This window comes from Pseudomonas hydrolytica, assembly GCF_021495345.1.
Taxonomy (GTDB): domain Bacteria; phylum Pseudomonadota; class Gammaproteobacteria; order Pseudomonadales; family Pseudomonadaceae; genus Aquipseudomonas; species Aquipseudomonas hydrolytica.
The window spans coordinates 5,031,316-5,045,858 of sequence record NZ_CP099397.1; the positions used below are offsets into that span (position 1 = coordinate 5,031,316).

Consider the following 14,543-nt stretch of genomic DNA (forward strand, 5'->3'; position numbering starts at 1 on the left):
GGGTTACGGCTTGGCCTGGGGTTCGCCAAACAGCTCGGCCAGACGTGCGCGGTCGGCGGCGAAGTCGGCCTCGGCCTGGGTGCGGGCCTCGCGATAGCGGGCAATGTCGCGCATCAGCCGCTGCTGTTCTTCCTTGAGGTTGTTGATCTGCGCCAGCAGGTGTTCGGGCACCTGGCGCCCGGCCCGCTCATGCTCGGCGGCCTGGCTCTGCAGGTTGGCCTGCTGGGTACGCACCGACTGCAGGTTGCCGCGGGCGACGCTGGTGACGCCATCGAGCTCAGCCAGCTTGCGCTCGCGCGCACGGTCGACATCGTCGAGATTGGTATACAGACGCAGCAGCTGCGCATCGTTGCTGGCGCGCGCCTTGTCCGCCTGCATGCGGGCGAACTCTTCGGGCGTCGGGGCCGGCGGGATGACCCGCAGCACACGGCCCTGATCGTTGAGCACCTCATAACCCTTGCCGATGAACTCGGGCGGCACACCCTGGCGGCTGAGCACCGTCACGCCCTTGTCGTCGACGTAGCGATACAGCTCCGCAGCCGACCCGGACAACGGCAGCAGCAGACCAAGCAGCAGCGTACAACGGGTCAGGAGCGGTGCAGGCATAGGGGCTACCTTGGGCTAGATTCCGTACTCGGCGCGATAGGCTTCGACAGCCGGGAGATATTGCTTCAGTTCAGCATCCCCCGCCAGATATTCCAGTACCTGCTGCAGTGACACGATGCTCACTACCGGCATGCCGAAGTCGCGCTCGACTTCCTGAATGGCGGAAAGCTCGCCCTGCCCGCGCTCCTGACGGTTCAGCGCGATCAGGGTACCGGCCGCCTGAGCGCCCTGGCCCTGGATGATCTGCATCACTTCGCGAATGGCGGTGCCGGCGGTGATCACGTCATCGACGATCAGCACACGGCCCTTGAGCGGAGCGCCGACCAGGGTGCCGCCCTCGCCGTGGTCCTTGGCTTCCTTGCGGTTGAAGCACCAGGGCAGATCGCGACCGTGGTGCTCAGCCAGCGCCACCGCAGTGGTCGCGGCCAGCGGAATGCCCTTGTAGGCCGGGCCGAACAGCACATCGAAGTCGATGCCGCTGTCGACGATGGCAGCCGCATAGAAACGCCCCAGCTGGGCCAGCGCCAGGCCACTGTCGAACAGGCCGGCATTGAAGAAATAGGGGCTGGTGCGCCCGGACTTGAGGGTGAACTGGCCAAAACGCAGAACACCGCGTTCGATGGCAAAGCGAATGAAATCGCGCTGATACGCTTGCATGAAAAGTCCCGGACGGCACGGATTTAGCTAATTGAGGTGAGCTCGGGTATCATACACGCACGTGTTTTTGGGGGCCATTTATGCGGATCATCAGTGTGAACGTGAATGGTATTCAGGCTGCGGCCGAGCGAGGATTGCTCAGCTGGCTGCAAGCCCAGAATGCCGACGTGATCTGCCTGCAAGACACCCGTGCCTCCGCCTTTGAAATGGACGACCAAGCCTTCCAACTGGATGGTTATTTCCTCTATGCATGCGATGGTGAAGTGCCCAGCCAAGGTGGCGTGGCACTCTATTCGCGTTTGCAACCCAAGGCGGTGATCAGCGGCCTCGGCTTCGAGATGGCCGATCGCTACGGGCGCTACCTGCAGGCAGATTTCGACAAGGTAAGTATCGCCAGCCTGCTCCTGCCGAGCGGGCGGGACGGCGACGAGAGCTTGAATCAGAAATTCAAGTTCATGGACGACTTCACCCATTATCTGGACAAGCAACGGCGCAAGCGCCGCGAGTACATCTACTGTGGCTCGCTGCACGTGGCGCATCAGAAACTGGACGTGAAGAACTGGCGCGACTGCCAGCAATCACCCGGCTTCCTCGCGCCCGAACGCGCATGGATGGACGAGGTGGTCGGCAACATGGGCTATGTCGACGCCCTGCGCGAAGTCAGCCGCGAAGGCGACCAGTTCAGCTGGTGGCCGGACAACGAGCAGGCGGAGATGCTCAACCTGGGCTATCGCTTCGACTACCAGTTGCTCACGCCCGGCATGCGCCGCAGCGTGCGCAGCGCACGCCTGCCGCGCCAGCCGCGCTTCTCCCAGCATGCGCCGCTGATCGTCGACTACGACTGGATTCTCAGCGTCTGATCGACCGCTAGAAAAAAGCCGGCATCGCGCCGGCTTTTTTCTGGCCTGCCATCCCTGGCGGCCACCCTGCGGGCCGTCGCAAGCGACGTCAAAAAACGCTCCCGGCGTTTTTTTGTACCTGTCGCCGGCTACTTCACCAGACGCCAGGCGAAGGGATAGCGATAAGCCTGGCCTTCGTTGGCCTTGATCCCGGCGATGATGGTCAGCACCAGCGCGGCGATACCCAGCAGCACCAGCAGCGGGAAGCCGATGATCACCACCATCAGGATGAAGCAGACGATCGCTGCCAGCGCCACGCTGATCTGAAAGTTCAGCGCCTCCTTGCCCTGGGCATCGACGAAGGGGTCGAGGTCCTTCTTGATCTGCCAGACGATCAGCGGCCCCAGCAGGTTGCCGAACGGGAACACCAGCCCGAGAAACGCCGCGAAGTGGCAGAACATCGCCCACTGCCGGGCTTCCGGACTGGGCGTTGGAAGCGGATTTTGCACGTCGTCACTCATGGTGGTGCTCCTTGCTCGGGGGAATGTTCAGTCGGCCAGAGCGGCCTGCTGCAGCTCGAAAATCTCGTTCATGCCCTTCTGCGCCAACGCCAGCATGGCGTTGAACTCGTCGGGCTGGAACGGCGCGCCTTCGGCGGTGCCCTGCACTTCGATGAAACCGCCGGCGTTGGTCATGACCACGTTGAGGTCGGTCTCGGCGGCGGAGTCTTCCAGGTAATCCAGATCCAGCACCGGCTCGCCCTGATAGATGCCGACCGATACCGCGGCGATCATCTGCTTGAGCGGCTCGCCCTTGAGCGCGCCACGCTTCTTCAGCACCTTCAGCGCGTCGATCAGCGCCACCATGGCGCCGGTGATGGACGCGGTACGGGTGCCGCCGTCGGCCTGGATCACGTCGCAGTCGACGTACAGGGTGTTCTCACCCAGCTTGGTCATGTCCAGCGCAGCGCGCAGCGAACGGCCGATCAGACGCTGGATCTCCAGGGTACGACCGCCCTGCTTGCCACGGCTGGCCTCGCGCTGGTTACGCTCGCCGGTGGCGCGCGGCAGCATGCCGTACTCGGCGGTCAGCCAGCCCTGACCCTGGCCCTTGAGAAAGCGCGGCACACCGGTCTCGACGCTGACGGTGCAGATCACCTTGGTATCGCCGAACTCGACCAGTACCGAACCCTCGGCGTGCTTGGTGTAGTTGCGAGTGATGCGGATCGGGCGCAACTGATCGGCGGCGCGGCCACTGGGACGTTTCATCGAGCGATACCTACTTCGTCTAAGGAAAACAATCCGCATTATAGGGGGCCACCGGGCGGGGCGACACGACGAATTGGCCATGGCCGACGTAATAGCCGTTCCAGTCACTCGAGCACCGGCGAATGAAAAGGGCAGGCCCGCTGAGCTACAATCGCCGACCTTTCGAGCCGATTTCCCCTGAGGTATCCGATGGTTCACAGCATGACGGCCTTTGCCCGCAACGAGCAGGCGACCGCCCACGGCACCCTGAGCTGGGAGCTGCGCTCGGTCAACCATCGTTACCTGGAACCGCACCTGCGCCTGCCGGAAGCCTTCCGTGACCTCGAGGGCGCGGTGCGTGAAGCCCTGCGTCAGGGGCTGTCACGCGGCAAGGTGGAGTGCACCCTGCGCTTCGCCGAGGAAACCGCCGGCAAGCCGCTGCAGGTCGACAGCGAGCGCGCCCGCCAACTGATCGCCGCCGCCGAGCAGGTCGCCGCGCTGATCCAGCAACCGGCGCCGCTCAACCCGCTGGAAGTGCTGGCCTGGCCCGGCGTGCTGGTGGCCGACTCGGCCGACCCGCAGGCGCTCAACGCCGCCGCGCTGAAGCTGTTCGACCAGGCCCTCGGCGAGCTCAAGGCCGGTCGTGCCCGTGAAGGTGCCGAGCTGGCCAAACTGCTCAACGACCGCCTGGACGCCATCCTCGACGAAGTCGCCGCCCTGCGCGAACTGGTGCCGCAGATGCTTGCCGGGCAACGCCAGAAGATCGAAACCCGCTTCGCCGAGATGCAGGCCGAACTCGACCCGCAGCGCCTGGAGCAGGAGCTGGTGCTGCTGGCGCAGAAGAGCGACGTGGCCGAGGAGCTCGATCGCCTGAGCACCCACGTCGGCGAGGTGCGTCGCGTGCTCAAGGCCGGGGGCGCTGCCGGGCGGCGCCTGGACTTCCTGATGCAGGAGCTCAACCGCGAAGCCAATACCCTCGGCTCCAAGGCGTTCGACCCGCGCAGCACCCAGGCCGCGGTCAACCTCAAGGTGCTGATCGAGCAGATGCGCGAGCAGGTGCAGAATATCGAGTAACGCCAGCCAGACGGCTGCTATCTTTCGTTCAATGCTTTTCCCAGGATCCTTTTCATGGCCACAACCGGCACCCTCTACATCATTTCCGCACCCTCCGGCGCCGGCAAGACCAGCCTGGTCAAGGCCCTGATCGACAGCGAGCCGCAGATCCGCGTCTCGGTTTCGCACACCACCCGCGCCATGCGCCCGGGCGAGGTGGACGGGGTCAACTACCACTTCGTCGACCACGCGCAGTTCAGTGCCATGATCGAGCGCAGCGAGTTCCTCGAGCATGCCCAGGTCTTCGACAACTTCTACGGCACCTCGCAGAAGTGGGTCGAGCAGACCCTGGCCGAGGGCTTCGACCTGATCCTCGAGATCGACTGGCAGGGCGCACAGCAGGTGCGCAAACTGATGCCGCAGGCCAAGTCCATCTTCATCCTGCCGCCGACCCAGGAAGCCCTGCGCCATCGCCTGACCCACCGCGGCCAGGACAGCGGCGAGATCATCGAGCGGCGCATGCGCGAGGCGGTCAGCGAGATGAGCCACTACGTCGAGTACGACTACCTGGTGATCAACGACGACTTCAACCACGCCCTGAGCGACCTGAAAGCCATCTTTCGCAGCAACCAGTTGTCGCAGACGCAGCAACAGCAGCGCCATGCCGGCCTGCTCAGCGAACTGCTGGCGTAAAACAGCGCTTCCATTGTCGCTGGTGATTTTTTAGACTATTCAGTCCGCTCGCCCACTCGGGCCAAGCTTATCCGCACAAGTTACGAGGAACACCATGGCTCGCGTTACCGTCGAAGATTGCCTGGACAACGTTGATAACCGCTTCGAACTGGTCATGCTCGCGACCAAGCGTTCGCGCCAGCTGGCCACCGGCGGCAAAGAGCCGAAAGTGGCCTGGGAAAACGACAAGCCCACCGTGGTGGCCCTGCGCGAAATCGCTGCCGGCCTGGTGGACTACGAAGTGGTCGCCCAGGAAGACATCGTCGAAGAAGAACCGCTGTTCGCCGCCTTCGAGGAAGAGGCCAACGAGCCTCTGTAAGTCGATGAAGCCGGGTCGAAGTCGCTCGAGGCGTAGCCAAACCGGTCAGCAAGGGAGCATCCCATGGCCGGCATAGATGCTCTCGCCGATCGGCTTTCGACCTACCTCGGCCATGACCAGGTCAACCTGGTCCGCCGCGCCTACTTCTACGCCGAACAGGCGCACGATGGCCAACGCCGCCGCAGCGGCGAGGCCTACGTGACCCATCCGCTGGCCGTGGCCAGCATCCTCGCCGACATGCACATGGATCATCAGAGCCTGATGGCCGCCATGTTGCACGACGTCATCGAAGACACCGGCATCGCCAAGGAAGCGCTCAACGCGCAGTTCGGCGAAACCGTGGCCGAACTGGTCGACGGGGTCAGCAAGCTGACCCAGATGAACTTCGAGACCAAGGCCGAGGCGCAGGCCGAGAACTTCCAGAAGATGGCCATGGCCATGGCCCGCGACATCCGCGTGATCCTGGTCAAGCTCGCCGACCGCCTGCACAACATGCGCACCCTCGATGCCATGCCGCACGAGAAGAGCCGGCGCATCGCCAAGGAAACCCTGGAAATCTACGCGCCCATCGCCAACCGCCTGGGCATGCACAACATGCGCGTGGAATTCGAGGACCTGGGCTTCAAGGCCATGCACCCGATGCGCTCCGAGCGCATCCGCGCCGCCGTGCGCCGCGCTCGGGGCAACCGCAAGGAGATCGTGGCCAAGATCGAGGAATCGATCCAGATGTGCCTGCAGCGCGAGGGCATGGAAGGCGAAGTGATCGGCCGCGAGAAGCACCTGTACAGCATCTACCAGAAGATGCGCGGCAAGCGTAAGGCGTTCAACGAGATCATGGACGTCTACGCCTTCCGCATCATCGTCGACAAGGTCGACACCTGCTACCGCGTGCTCGGCGCCGTGCACAACCTGTACAAACCACTGCCGGGTCGCTTCAAGGACTACATCGCGATTCCCAAGGCCAACGGCTACCAGTCGCTGCACACCACGCTGTTCGGCATGCACGGCGTGCCCATCGAGATCCAGATCCGCACCCGCGAGATGGAAGAGATGGCCAACAACGGCATCGCCGCGCACTGGCTGTACAAGTCCAACGAGGATGAAGTGCCCAAGGGCAACCATGCCCGTGCACGGCAGTGGGTCAAGGGTGTGCTGGAACTGCAGCAGCGCGCCGGCAATTCGCTGGAATTCATCGAAAGCGTGAAGATCGACCTGTTCCCGGACGAGGTCTACGTGTTCACGCCCAAGGGCCGCATCATGGAGCTGCCGAAAGGCTCCACCGCGGTCGACTTCGCCTACGCGGTGCATACCGACGTCGGCAATACCTGCATCGCCTGCCGCATCAACCGCCGCCTGGCACCGCTGTCACAGGCGCTGGAAAGCGGCTCGACGGTGGAAATCGTCACCGCGCCGGGCGCCCGGCCGAATCCGGCCTGGCTCAACTTTGTGGTCACCGGCAAGGCGCGCACGCACATCCGCCATGCCCTCAAGCAGCAGCGCCGTTCCGAATCCATCAGCCTCGGCGAACGCCTGCTGAACAAGGTGCTGGCCAGCTTCGATACGCACCTGGAGAAGATTGCCCCCGAGCGCGTACAAGCTGTGCTCGGCGAATACCGCCAGGAAGTGATCGAGGATCTGCTGGAGGATATCGGCCTGGGCAACCGCATGGCCTACGTAGTCGCCCGTCGCCTGCTGGCCGAAAGTGGCGAGGCCCTGCCGAGCAGCGAAGGCCCGCTGGCCATTCGCGGCACCGAAGGCCTGGTACTGAGCTACGCCAAGTGCTGCACGCCGATTCCGGGCGACCCCATCGTCGGCCACCTGTCGGCCGGCAAGGGCATGGTGGTGCACCTGGAAAGCTGCCGCAACATCAGCGAAATCCGCCACAACCCGGAGAAATGCATCCAGCTCAACTGGGCCAAGGATGTCGCCGGCGAATTCAATGTCGAACTGCGCGTCGAGCTGGAGCACCAGCGCGGCCTGATCGCCCTGCTGGCCAGCAGCGTCAACGCCGCCGATGGCAACATCGAGAAGATCGGCATGGACGAGCGCGACGGCCGGATCAGCGTGGTACAGCTGGTGATCAGCGTGCATGACCGCGTCCACCTGGCTCGCGTGATCAAGAGGCTGCGCGCGATCAAGGGCGTGATGCGTATCACCCGAGTACGCGCCTGACACAATTCCCCTATTTCGATGCTGTAGGCTGGGCGCTCGATCCAGCCAGTTCTCACAAGGAGCGATTCATGAGCAAGACCGTCATCACCAGCGACAAGGCCCCAGCCGCCATCGGCACCTACTCCCAGGCGATCAAGGCCGGCAATACCGTCTACATGTCCGGCCAGATCCCGCTGGACCCGGTGAGCATGGAGCTGGTCGAAGGCTTCGAAGCGCAGACCGTACAGGTGTTCGAGAACCTCAAGGCCGTGGCCGAAGCGGCCGGCGGTTCGTTCAAGGACATCGTCAAGCTGAACATCTTCCTCACCGACCTGTCGCACTTCGCCAAGGTCAACGAGATCATGGGCCGCTACTTCGAGCAGCCCTACCCGGCCCGCGCCGCCATTGGCGTCGCTGCGCTGCCGCGCGGCGCGCAGGTGGAAATGGACGCTATTCTGGTACTCGAATAAGTCCTGCGGCGGGGCAAACGCCCCGCCCTCTTCCCCTCCCTGCCGGCATGGAGACGACCATGCGCCTGATCGCCCTGCTGCTATGCAGCACCCTCCTGGCCGGTTGCGCCAGCAAACCGAGCAACGACCCCAGCGGTACTTGGATCAACCAGGCGGCCATCGATGCCGCGCGCGAGAGTGGTCGCCTGCGCGAAGCGCTGCTCGCCTACGGCCCGAACCTCGAATGGCAGATCCACCCGGAGCGGCAGCAGGCCAGCTACAGCAACGGCTTCGAACTGGCCGAGGGCCGCCTGCAAGCGGCCGGCGAAAGCCGCTGGCAGGTGACCTTCTACGGCGACTACAAGGAGCAACTCGCCATTCAGAACGGTGAGCTGGTGCAGATCGCCAGCGGCTACTGGCCCGAGCAGCACTTTGCCCGCGCCCCCGACGAAACCAAACCGCTGGGCAGTAGCTTCGAACAGGCGCTGTATCGCGACTATCTCGGCGGCGACTGGCTGATCGTCGAAGGGCTCGGCCAGGGCGGCCTGGTGCGTTTCAACAGCGACGGCCAGGTGCAGGGTTTGCCCGGCGCCGAACGCTTCGCCCTGTGCCTGGCTGGCGATTGCGCGGCCATGAGCGGCGAGCATGACAGCCTCTGGCTGCAGGCCGGCGACCAGGGCAGCCCCTGGCTGTTCGTGCATGAGGGCAATCAGCTGCGCATCTTCGAAGCGCAGAACCGCGCCCAGTTCGACGAGATGCCCGAGTACCAGCCCGGTCCGCAGCGCTGGCTGCTCAAGCGCCGCTGATTCGGCAGGCGCCGACCTCCAGCCGGAGCGGCGCCGCGCTACAGCGCCCCCAGCAACAGCCAGCCGCCCAGCGCCAGCAACAGGCCGCCGCAGCCACGGTCCAGCCAGCGCACGCGACGCTGCAACCAGCCGCGCCAGCGTGCCTGATCGAGCAGGCGCACCAGCGCCAGATCCCAGAACAGCACCACCAGGGTCATCCACAGCATTGCCAGGCCCAACCCCCAGGCCGGCATCGCCGATTCGCGCAGCACCCCGAACAGCCCGGCATAGAACAGCGGCACCTTGGGATTGAGACTGCAGGACAGCAGGCCCTGGCGCATGCCCTTCCACACCCCGCCCAGCCGCAGCTGCTCGCCCTGCGGCAGGACCAGATCCCGCCGCGAGGCCAGCGCCTGCAGACCGATCCAGGCGAAGTACAGCCCGCCGACGACCTGCAGGCCGCGCCACAGCCAACTGCCCTCGGCGGGTAACAACGCCATGACGAGCAGCACCAGCAGCATGATCAGCAGGTTGGCCAGGGCGATGCCGCAGGCACAACCGTCGGCCTGGCGCCGGCCTTTGGCCAGCGCGGTGCGAATCAGCAGAAAGAAGTCCGGACCCGGCGACAGCAAGGCCGCGAAATGAGTACCGGCAACCAGCAGAAACAGCGCGAACATGAAACCTCCGTTTGGCGGAGGCAGTGTCGACAACTGCCGGCAGTGCTGTATTGGAAGAAAGTCAGGCTCACCAGTGTCGCAGCGAGGCTGTTCAGCCCTGCACCATGAGGCGCTGGAGCTGCACACCGATGCCGCAACCACGCCGCATCAGGCTTGCGCCAGCACGCGAAAACGGCCTGGAGTGACCCCGGTGAAGCGGCGGAACACGCCGTTGAAATGCGCCTGGTCATAGAACCCCAGGTCCAGCGCGACATCGGCCAGCGCCTGGCCCTGCAGCAACCTGCGCTTGGCCTCACGCACCCGGCGCTGCAGCAGGTAGGTATGCGGCGGCACGCCATAGGCACGGCGGAAGGCGTCGATCAGGTGGCGTGGATGACGCTGCACCAATGCGGCCAGCTGCTCCAGACTGACGGCCTCGGCGTAATGCGCTTCCAGGTAATCACGCAGGTACGCCGTCACCCCGCTGTCGCGAAATGCCGGGCGCGCCTCGCGCAAGCCGCCGTGGCGGACGAATACCAGCTCCAACAGGGCCAGCAGTTCGCTCTCCAGCGCCAGCGCATCGCCCCGCTCGAACTCGCCCGCCAGACGCGCCAGGCCTGCCAAGACCTGGCCGTCGTCATGCGGGTTGAGCGTGCTGAAGCCATTGGGCAGGCGCTTGCGCCCGAGCAGCGCCGGCAGCCGCGACTCCTCGACATAGAGCATGCGATACACCACGCGCGGCGACTCGGCATGCCCGGTATGCGGCTCCTCGGGATTCATCAGCGACAAGGTTCCGGCAGGCAGCGCATAGCGCTGACCACGGCACTGGTAACCGCCGACACCCTGCACGATACCGCCGATGGCAAAGGCATCGTGACTGTGACGGCCGAACGCCTGCCCGGAGAAGTCGGCATGGAACAGCTCGACTCCCGGCAGCCAGGGTTTGGCCAGCAGGCGGTTGGCATCCATCTCAGCCCCCGGCGAGGATCGCCGCATAACCCTCGCGATAGCTGGGATACTGCGGCGCCCACCCCAAAGCGCGGGCGCGGGCATTGCTGCAACGCTTGCTGCCGGCGCGGCGCACGCGCTGCTCATCGCTCCAGTGGCTGACGCCCAGGCGTTCGCGCAACCAGGCCACCACCTCGTGCAGCGGCGCCGGCTCGTCGTCCACCCCAAGGTAGCAAGCAGCCAGGGGCACGCCGGCGGCGTCCGCCTGCAACAGCGTGGCGAGCAGCCCCGCTGCGTCATCGACATGAATGCGGTTGCCGTACAGCGGTGGCGTCTCGCTGACCCGATAGCCACCGCGCACCTGGCTCAGCAGCCATTCGCGCCCCGGTCCGTAGAGCCCGGTCAGGCGCACCGTGGTGGCCGGCAGGCCGCTGGCGAACGCCACACGTTCGGCCTCGCGCATGATCACGGCGGAAAAGCTTTGCGCTTCGGCGGCAGAGTCCTCGTCGATCCACTCGCCCTCCTGCTGCCCGTAAACGCCGCTGCTGGAGGCGAACAGGATGCGCCGCGGTCGCTGACCATGCTGCCCCAGCCAGCCCAGCACGCGGCGCAGGCCGTCGACATAGGCCGCGCGGTAGCCGGCTTCATCGTGCTGGGTGGCGGCGGCGCAGTACACCAGATAGTCCAGCTGTCCCTGCGGCCAATCCGCGGGACAGGCGTCGGCCTGCAGATCGCCGGCCAGCGGCTCGATGGCGGCCGGCAGCGCGGCCACATTGCGGCGCAGGCCCAGCACGCGCCAGCCCTGCTCGGCCATGCGCAGGCCAAGACGGGTACCGACATCGCCACACCCGGCGATCAGCAGGCTGTTGCATTCCGACATGCCGTTCTCCATGACTGTTATGCGACGGCGCAGTGTAACAGGCCGCTTGAGGCCGTCAGCGGCGGCATCGATTACAGGACGGAGAGCGCCGTATCAGCCTAAATCGAGATAGTTTTGCAACAGCCTGTTAGCGCGGTTGGTTCATCTGTTTGCAAAGGCTATGCTTGGCGGCAACTTAATGGATAAACACTATGACCCTCACCGAACTGCGCTACATCGTCACCCTCGCCCAGGAACAGCATTTCGGCCGCGCCGCGGAACGCTGCCACGTCAGCCAGCCGACCCTGTCGGTGGGCGTGAAGAAGCTGGAGGACGAGCTCGGCGTACTGATCTTCGAGCGCAGCAAGAGCGCCGTGCGCCTGACCCCGGTCGGTGAGGGCATCGTCACCCAGGCGCAGAAGGTGCTGGAGCAGGCCCAGGGCATTCGCGAGCTGGCCCAGGCCGGCAAGAACCAGCTGACCGCCCCGCTGAAGATCGGCGCCATCTACACCGTCGGCCCCTATCTGTTCCCGCACCTGATTCCGCAGCTGCACCGGGTCGCCCCGGACATGCCGCTGTACATCGAGGAAAACTTCACCCACATCCTGCGCGACAAGCTGCGCACCGGCGAGCTGGACGCCATCATCATCGCCCTGCCCTTCCAGGAAGCCGATGTGCTGACCAAGCCGCTGTACGACGAGCCCTTCTACGCGCTGCTGCCGGCCGGCCACCCCTGGGCAGCGCTGGACACCATCGACACCAAGCTGCTCAACGACAAGAGCCTGCTGCTGCTCGGCGAGGGCCACTGCTTCCGCGATCAGGTGCTGGAAGCCTGCCCGACCCTGCGCAAGGGCGGTGACGATCACGGCAAGCACACCACGGTGGAATCCAGCTCGCTGGAAACCATCCGCCATATGGTCGCCTCCGGCCTGGGCGTGTCGATCCTGCCGTTCTCGGCGGTGGACAGCCACCACTATGCGCCGGGCGTGATCGAAGTACGTCCGCTCAGCGCACCGGTGCCGTTCCGTACCGTGGCCATTGCCTGGCGCGCCAGCTTCCCGCGGCCCAACGCCATCGAAGTGCTGGCCGACTCGATCCGCCTCTGCTCGGTCGCCCGCAGCCCGCAGACCAAGGCAGTCTGAGGCCAGAGGTGAGCGAGCTGGCAGCGGTTTCCGTCACTGCGCTCAAAGGCGTAGGCGCCGCCCTGGCCGAGAAACTGGCCAAGGTCGGCCTGGAAAACCTGCAGGACGTGCTGTTCCACCTGCCGCTGCGCTACCAGGATCGCACCCGCATCACCCCCATTGGCGCGCTGCGCCCGGGGCAGGATGCGGTGGTCGAGGGCATCGTCGCCGGTGCCGACGTGGTCATGGGCCGGCGGCGCAGCCTGCTGGTGCGCCTGCAGGATGGCAGCGGCACGCTGAGCCTGCGCTTCTTCCACTTCAGCCAGGCGCAGAAGGAAGGGCTCAAACGCGGCACCGCTCTGCGCTGTTACGGTGAAGTCCGCCCCGGCGCCACCGGCCTGGAGATCTACCACCCGGAATACCGCGCGCAGAGCGGCGACGAGCCGGCTCCGGTGGAGCAGAGCCTGACGCCCATCTACCCGACCACCGAAGGCCTGACCCAGCAGCGCCTGCGTCAGCTCAGCCAGCAGGCACTGGCGCGTCTCGGCCCACGCAGCCTGCCGGACTGGCTGCCCGATGAGCTGGCCCGTGACTATCGTCTGGCGCCGCTGGATGAGGCCATTCGCTACCTGCACCGGCCGCCGCCGGACGCCGATCTCGAAGAGCTCGCCGAGGGCCGCCACTGGGCGCAGCATCGCCTGGCCTTCGAGGAACTGCTGACCCATCAGCTATCGCTGCAGCGCCTGCGCGAACAGGTGCGTGCGCAGCAGGCGCCAGCCCTGCCGCCAGCGCAGAAGCTGCCGCAACAGTACCTGGCCAATCTCGGCTTTGCCCCCACCGGCGCGCAGCAGCGCGTAGGCGCCGAGATCGCCTATGACCTGGCGCAGAGCGAGCCCATGCTGCGCCTGGTGCAGGGTGATGTCGGCGCCGGCAAGACCGTGGTCGCCGCGCTGGCCGCCCTGCAGGCGCTGGAAGCAGGCTATCAGGTGGCACTGATGGCGCCCACCGAGATCCTCGCCGAGCAGCACTTTCTCAACTTCAGCAAATGGCTGGCACCGCTGGGCCTGGACGTCGCCTGGCTGGCCGGCAAGCTCAAGGGCAAGGCCCGCGCAGCAGCCCTGGAACAGATCGCCGGCGGCTGCCCGATGGTGGTCGGCACCCACGCCCTGTTCCAGGACGAAGTGAAGTTCAAGCGCCTGGCCCTGGTGATCATCGACGAACAGCACCGCTTCGGCGTACAGCAGCGCCTGGCCCTGCGCCAGAAGGGCATCGACGGCCGCCTCTGTCCGCACCAGTTGATCATGACCGCCACGCCCATCCCGCGCACCCTGGCGATGAGTGCCTACGCCGACCTGGACACCTCGATCCTCGATGAACTGCCGCCAGGGCGCACGCCGGTCAACACCCTGGTGATCGCCGACAGCCGCCGCGATGAGGTGGTCGAGCGGGTGCGCAATGCCTGCCAGCAGGGGCGCCAGGCCTACTGGGTGTGCACCCTGATCGAGGAATCCGAGGAGCTCACCTGCCAGGCCGCGGAAACCAGCTTCGAGGAGCTCTCCGCCGCGCTCGGCGAGCTGCGCGTCGGGCTTATCCACGGGCGCATGAAACCGGCCGAGAAGGCCGCGGTGATGGACGAGTTCAAGCAGGGCCACCTGCAGCTGCTGGTGGCCACCACGGTGATCGAGGTGGGCGTCGACGTGCCCAACGCCAGCCTGATGATCATCGAGAACCCCGAGCGCCTGGGCCTGGCCCAGCTGCACCAGCTGCGCGGCCGGGTCGGTCGCGGCAGCGCCGCCAGTCATTGCGTGCTGCTCTATCACGCGCCATTGTCGCAACTGGGCCGCGAACGCCTGGCGATCATGCGCGAGACCACCGATGGCTTCGTCATCGCCGAGAAGGATCTGGAGCTGCGCGGTCCCGGGGAAATGCTCGGTACCCGGCAGACCGGTCTGCTGCAATTCAAGGTCGCCGACCTGATGCGCGACGCCGACCTGCTGCCCGCCGTGCGCGATGCCGCGCAGGCACTATTGGAACATTGGCCACAACATGTGGCTCCATTGCTGGAGCGCTGGTTGCGTCACGGCCAGCAATACGGTCAAGTGTGAACCTGTTCACAGGACA

Annotated in this window: 16 protein-coding genes; 9 read left to right on the top strand and 7 right to left on the bottom strand. The window is 65.6% G+C overall.

Features of this window, described 5'->3' with window-relative positions:
* Nucleotides 1–3: 3 nt before the first annotated feature.
* A complete protein-coding gene (locus L1F06_RS23670) occupies nt 4–606 on the bottom strand; it encodes a DUF4124 domain-containing protein (protein WP_003242538.1) in 603 nt (200 codons plus the stop codon).
* Nucleotides 607–621: 15 nt separating this feature from the next.
* Entirely contained in the window at nt 622–1,263 is a 642-nt protein-coding gene (gene pyrE / locus L1F06_RS23675) for an orotate phosphoribosyltransferase (protein ID WP_003242540.1), read from the bottom strand.
* An 80-nt stretch (nt 1,264–1,343) separates the two neighbouring features.
* Between pyrE and crc the strand changes: the two genes are divergently transcribed.
* Nucleotides 1,344–2,123 carry a catabolite repression control protein Crc gene (gene crc / locus L1F06_RS23680; protein WP_096825238.1) on the top strand — a complete coding sequence of 260 codons (780 nt, stop codon included), beginning with the start codon at nt 1,344–1,346 and terminating at the stop codon, nt 2,121–2,123.
* A 128-nt stretch (nt 2,124–2,251) separates the two neighbouring features.
* Here the strand turns inward: crc and L1F06_RS23685 are convergent, their stop codons facing one another.
* Nucleotides 2,252–2,623, bottom strand: a complete 372-nt coding sequence (locus L1F06_RS23685; RefSeq protein WP_003242544.1) for a DUF4870 domain-containing protein — start codon at nt 2,621–2,623, stop codon at nt 2,252–2,254.
* Between the two features lie 27 nt (nt 2,624–2,650).
* Nucleotides 2,651–3,370, bottom strand: a complete 720-nt coding sequence (gene rph, locus L1F06_RS23690; protein ID WP_003242545.1) for a ribonuclease PH — start codon at nt 3,368–3,370, stop codon at nt 2,651–2,653.
* A gap of 189 nt (nt 3,371–3,559) precedes the next feature.
* Between rph and L1F06_RS23695 the strand changes: the two genes are divergently transcribed.
* The 6 genes from L1F06_RS23695 to L1F06_RS23720 all read left to right on the top strand — a co-directional run bounded on the left by L1F06_RS23695 (nt 3,560) and on the right by L1F06_RS23720 (nt 8,859).
* On the top strand, nt 3,560–4,423 hold the full coding sequence (locus L1F06_RS23695; RefSeq protein ID WP_129483673.1) for a YicC/YloC family endoribonuclease: 864 nt from the start codon (nt 3,560–3,562) through the stop codon (nt 4,421–4,423).
* A gap of 54 nt (nt 4,424–4,477) precedes the next feature.
* Complete coding sequence (gene gmk, locus L1F06_RS23700) at nt 4,478–5,095, top strand: guanylate kinase (protein WP_096825235.1); 618 nt, start codon at nt 4,478–4,480, stop codon at nt 5,093–5,095.
* A gap of 94 nt (nt 5,096–5,189) precedes the next feature.
* The gene (gene rpoZ, locus L1F06_RS23705; protein WP_003242550.1) at nt 5,190–5,453 is read left to right on the top strand and encodes a DNA-directed RNA polymerase subunit omega; all 264 of its coding nucleotides are present in this window, start codon (nt 5,190–5,192) and stop codon (nt 5,451–5,453) included.
* Nucleotides 5,454–5,516: 63 nt separating this feature from the next.
* Entirely contained in the window at nt 5,517–7,625 is a 2,109-nt protein-coding gene (gene spoT, locus L1F06_RS23710) for a bifunctional GTP diphosphokinase/guanosine-3',5'-bis pyrophosphate 3'-pyrophosphohydrolase (RefSeq protein ID WP_129483674.1), read from the top strand.
* Nucleotides 7,626–7,693: 68 nt separating this feature from the next.
* Nucleotides 7,694–8,074 (top strand): RidA family protein, encoded by a 381-nt coding sequence (locus L1F06_RS23715; protein WP_003242553.1) that lies wholly within the window; start codon nt 7,694–7,696, stop codon nt 8,072–8,074.
* A 59-nt stretch (nt 8,075–8,133) separates the two neighbouring features.
* A complete protein-coding gene (locus L1F06_RS23720; protein WP_129483675.1) occupies nt 8,134–8,859 on the top strand; it encodes a hypothetical protein in 726 nt (241 codons plus the stop codon).
* A gap of 38 nt (nt 8,860–8,897) precedes the next feature.
* Here L1F06_RS23720 and L1F06_RS23725 read toward each other — a convergent pair whose 3' ends face one another.
* The 3 genes from L1F06_RS23725 to L1F06_RS23735 form a co-directional block, all read right to left on the bottom strand.
* A complete protein-coding gene (locus L1F06_RS23725; RefSeq protein ID WP_129483676.1) occupies nt 8,898–9,515 on the bottom strand; it encodes a LysE family translocator in 618 nt (205 codons plus the stop codon).
* Between the two features lie 147 nt (nt 9,516–9,662).
* A complete protein-coding gene (locus L1F06_RS23730; protein ID WP_129483677.1) occupies nt 9,663–10,463 on the bottom strand; it encodes a helix-turn-helix transcriptional regulator in 801 nt (266 codons plus the stop codon).
* Between the two features lies 1 nt (nt 10,464).
* Complete coding sequence (locus L1F06_RS23735; RefSeq protein ID WP_012020152.1) at nt 10,465–11,322, bottom strand: NAD-dependent epimerase/dehydratase family protein; 858 nt, start codon at nt 11,320–11,322, stop codon at nt 10,465–10,467.
* Between the two features lie 191 nt (nt 11,323–11,513).
* Here L1F06_RS23735 and L1F06_RS23740 point away from each other — a divergent pair, with 191 nt between their 5' ends.
* Both L1F06_RS23740 and recG read left to right on the top strand, forming a co-directional pair.
* Nucleotides 11,514–12,443, top strand: coding sequence for a hydrogen peroxide-inducible genes activator (locus L1F06_RS23740; protein ID WP_003242562.1), 930 nt, complete (start codon nt 11,514–11,516; stop codon nt 12,441–12,443).
* Nucleotides 12,444–12,451: 8 nt separating this feature from the next.
* Nucleotides 12,452–14,527 carry an ATP-dependent DNA helicase RecG gene (gene recG, locus L1F06_RS23745; protein WP_129483678.1) on the top strand — a complete coding sequence of 692 codons (2,076 nt, stop codon included), beginning with the start codon at nt 12,452–12,454 and terminating at the stop codon, nt 14,525–14,527.
* The last annotated feature ends 16 nt before the right edge of the window (nt 14,528–14,543 follow it).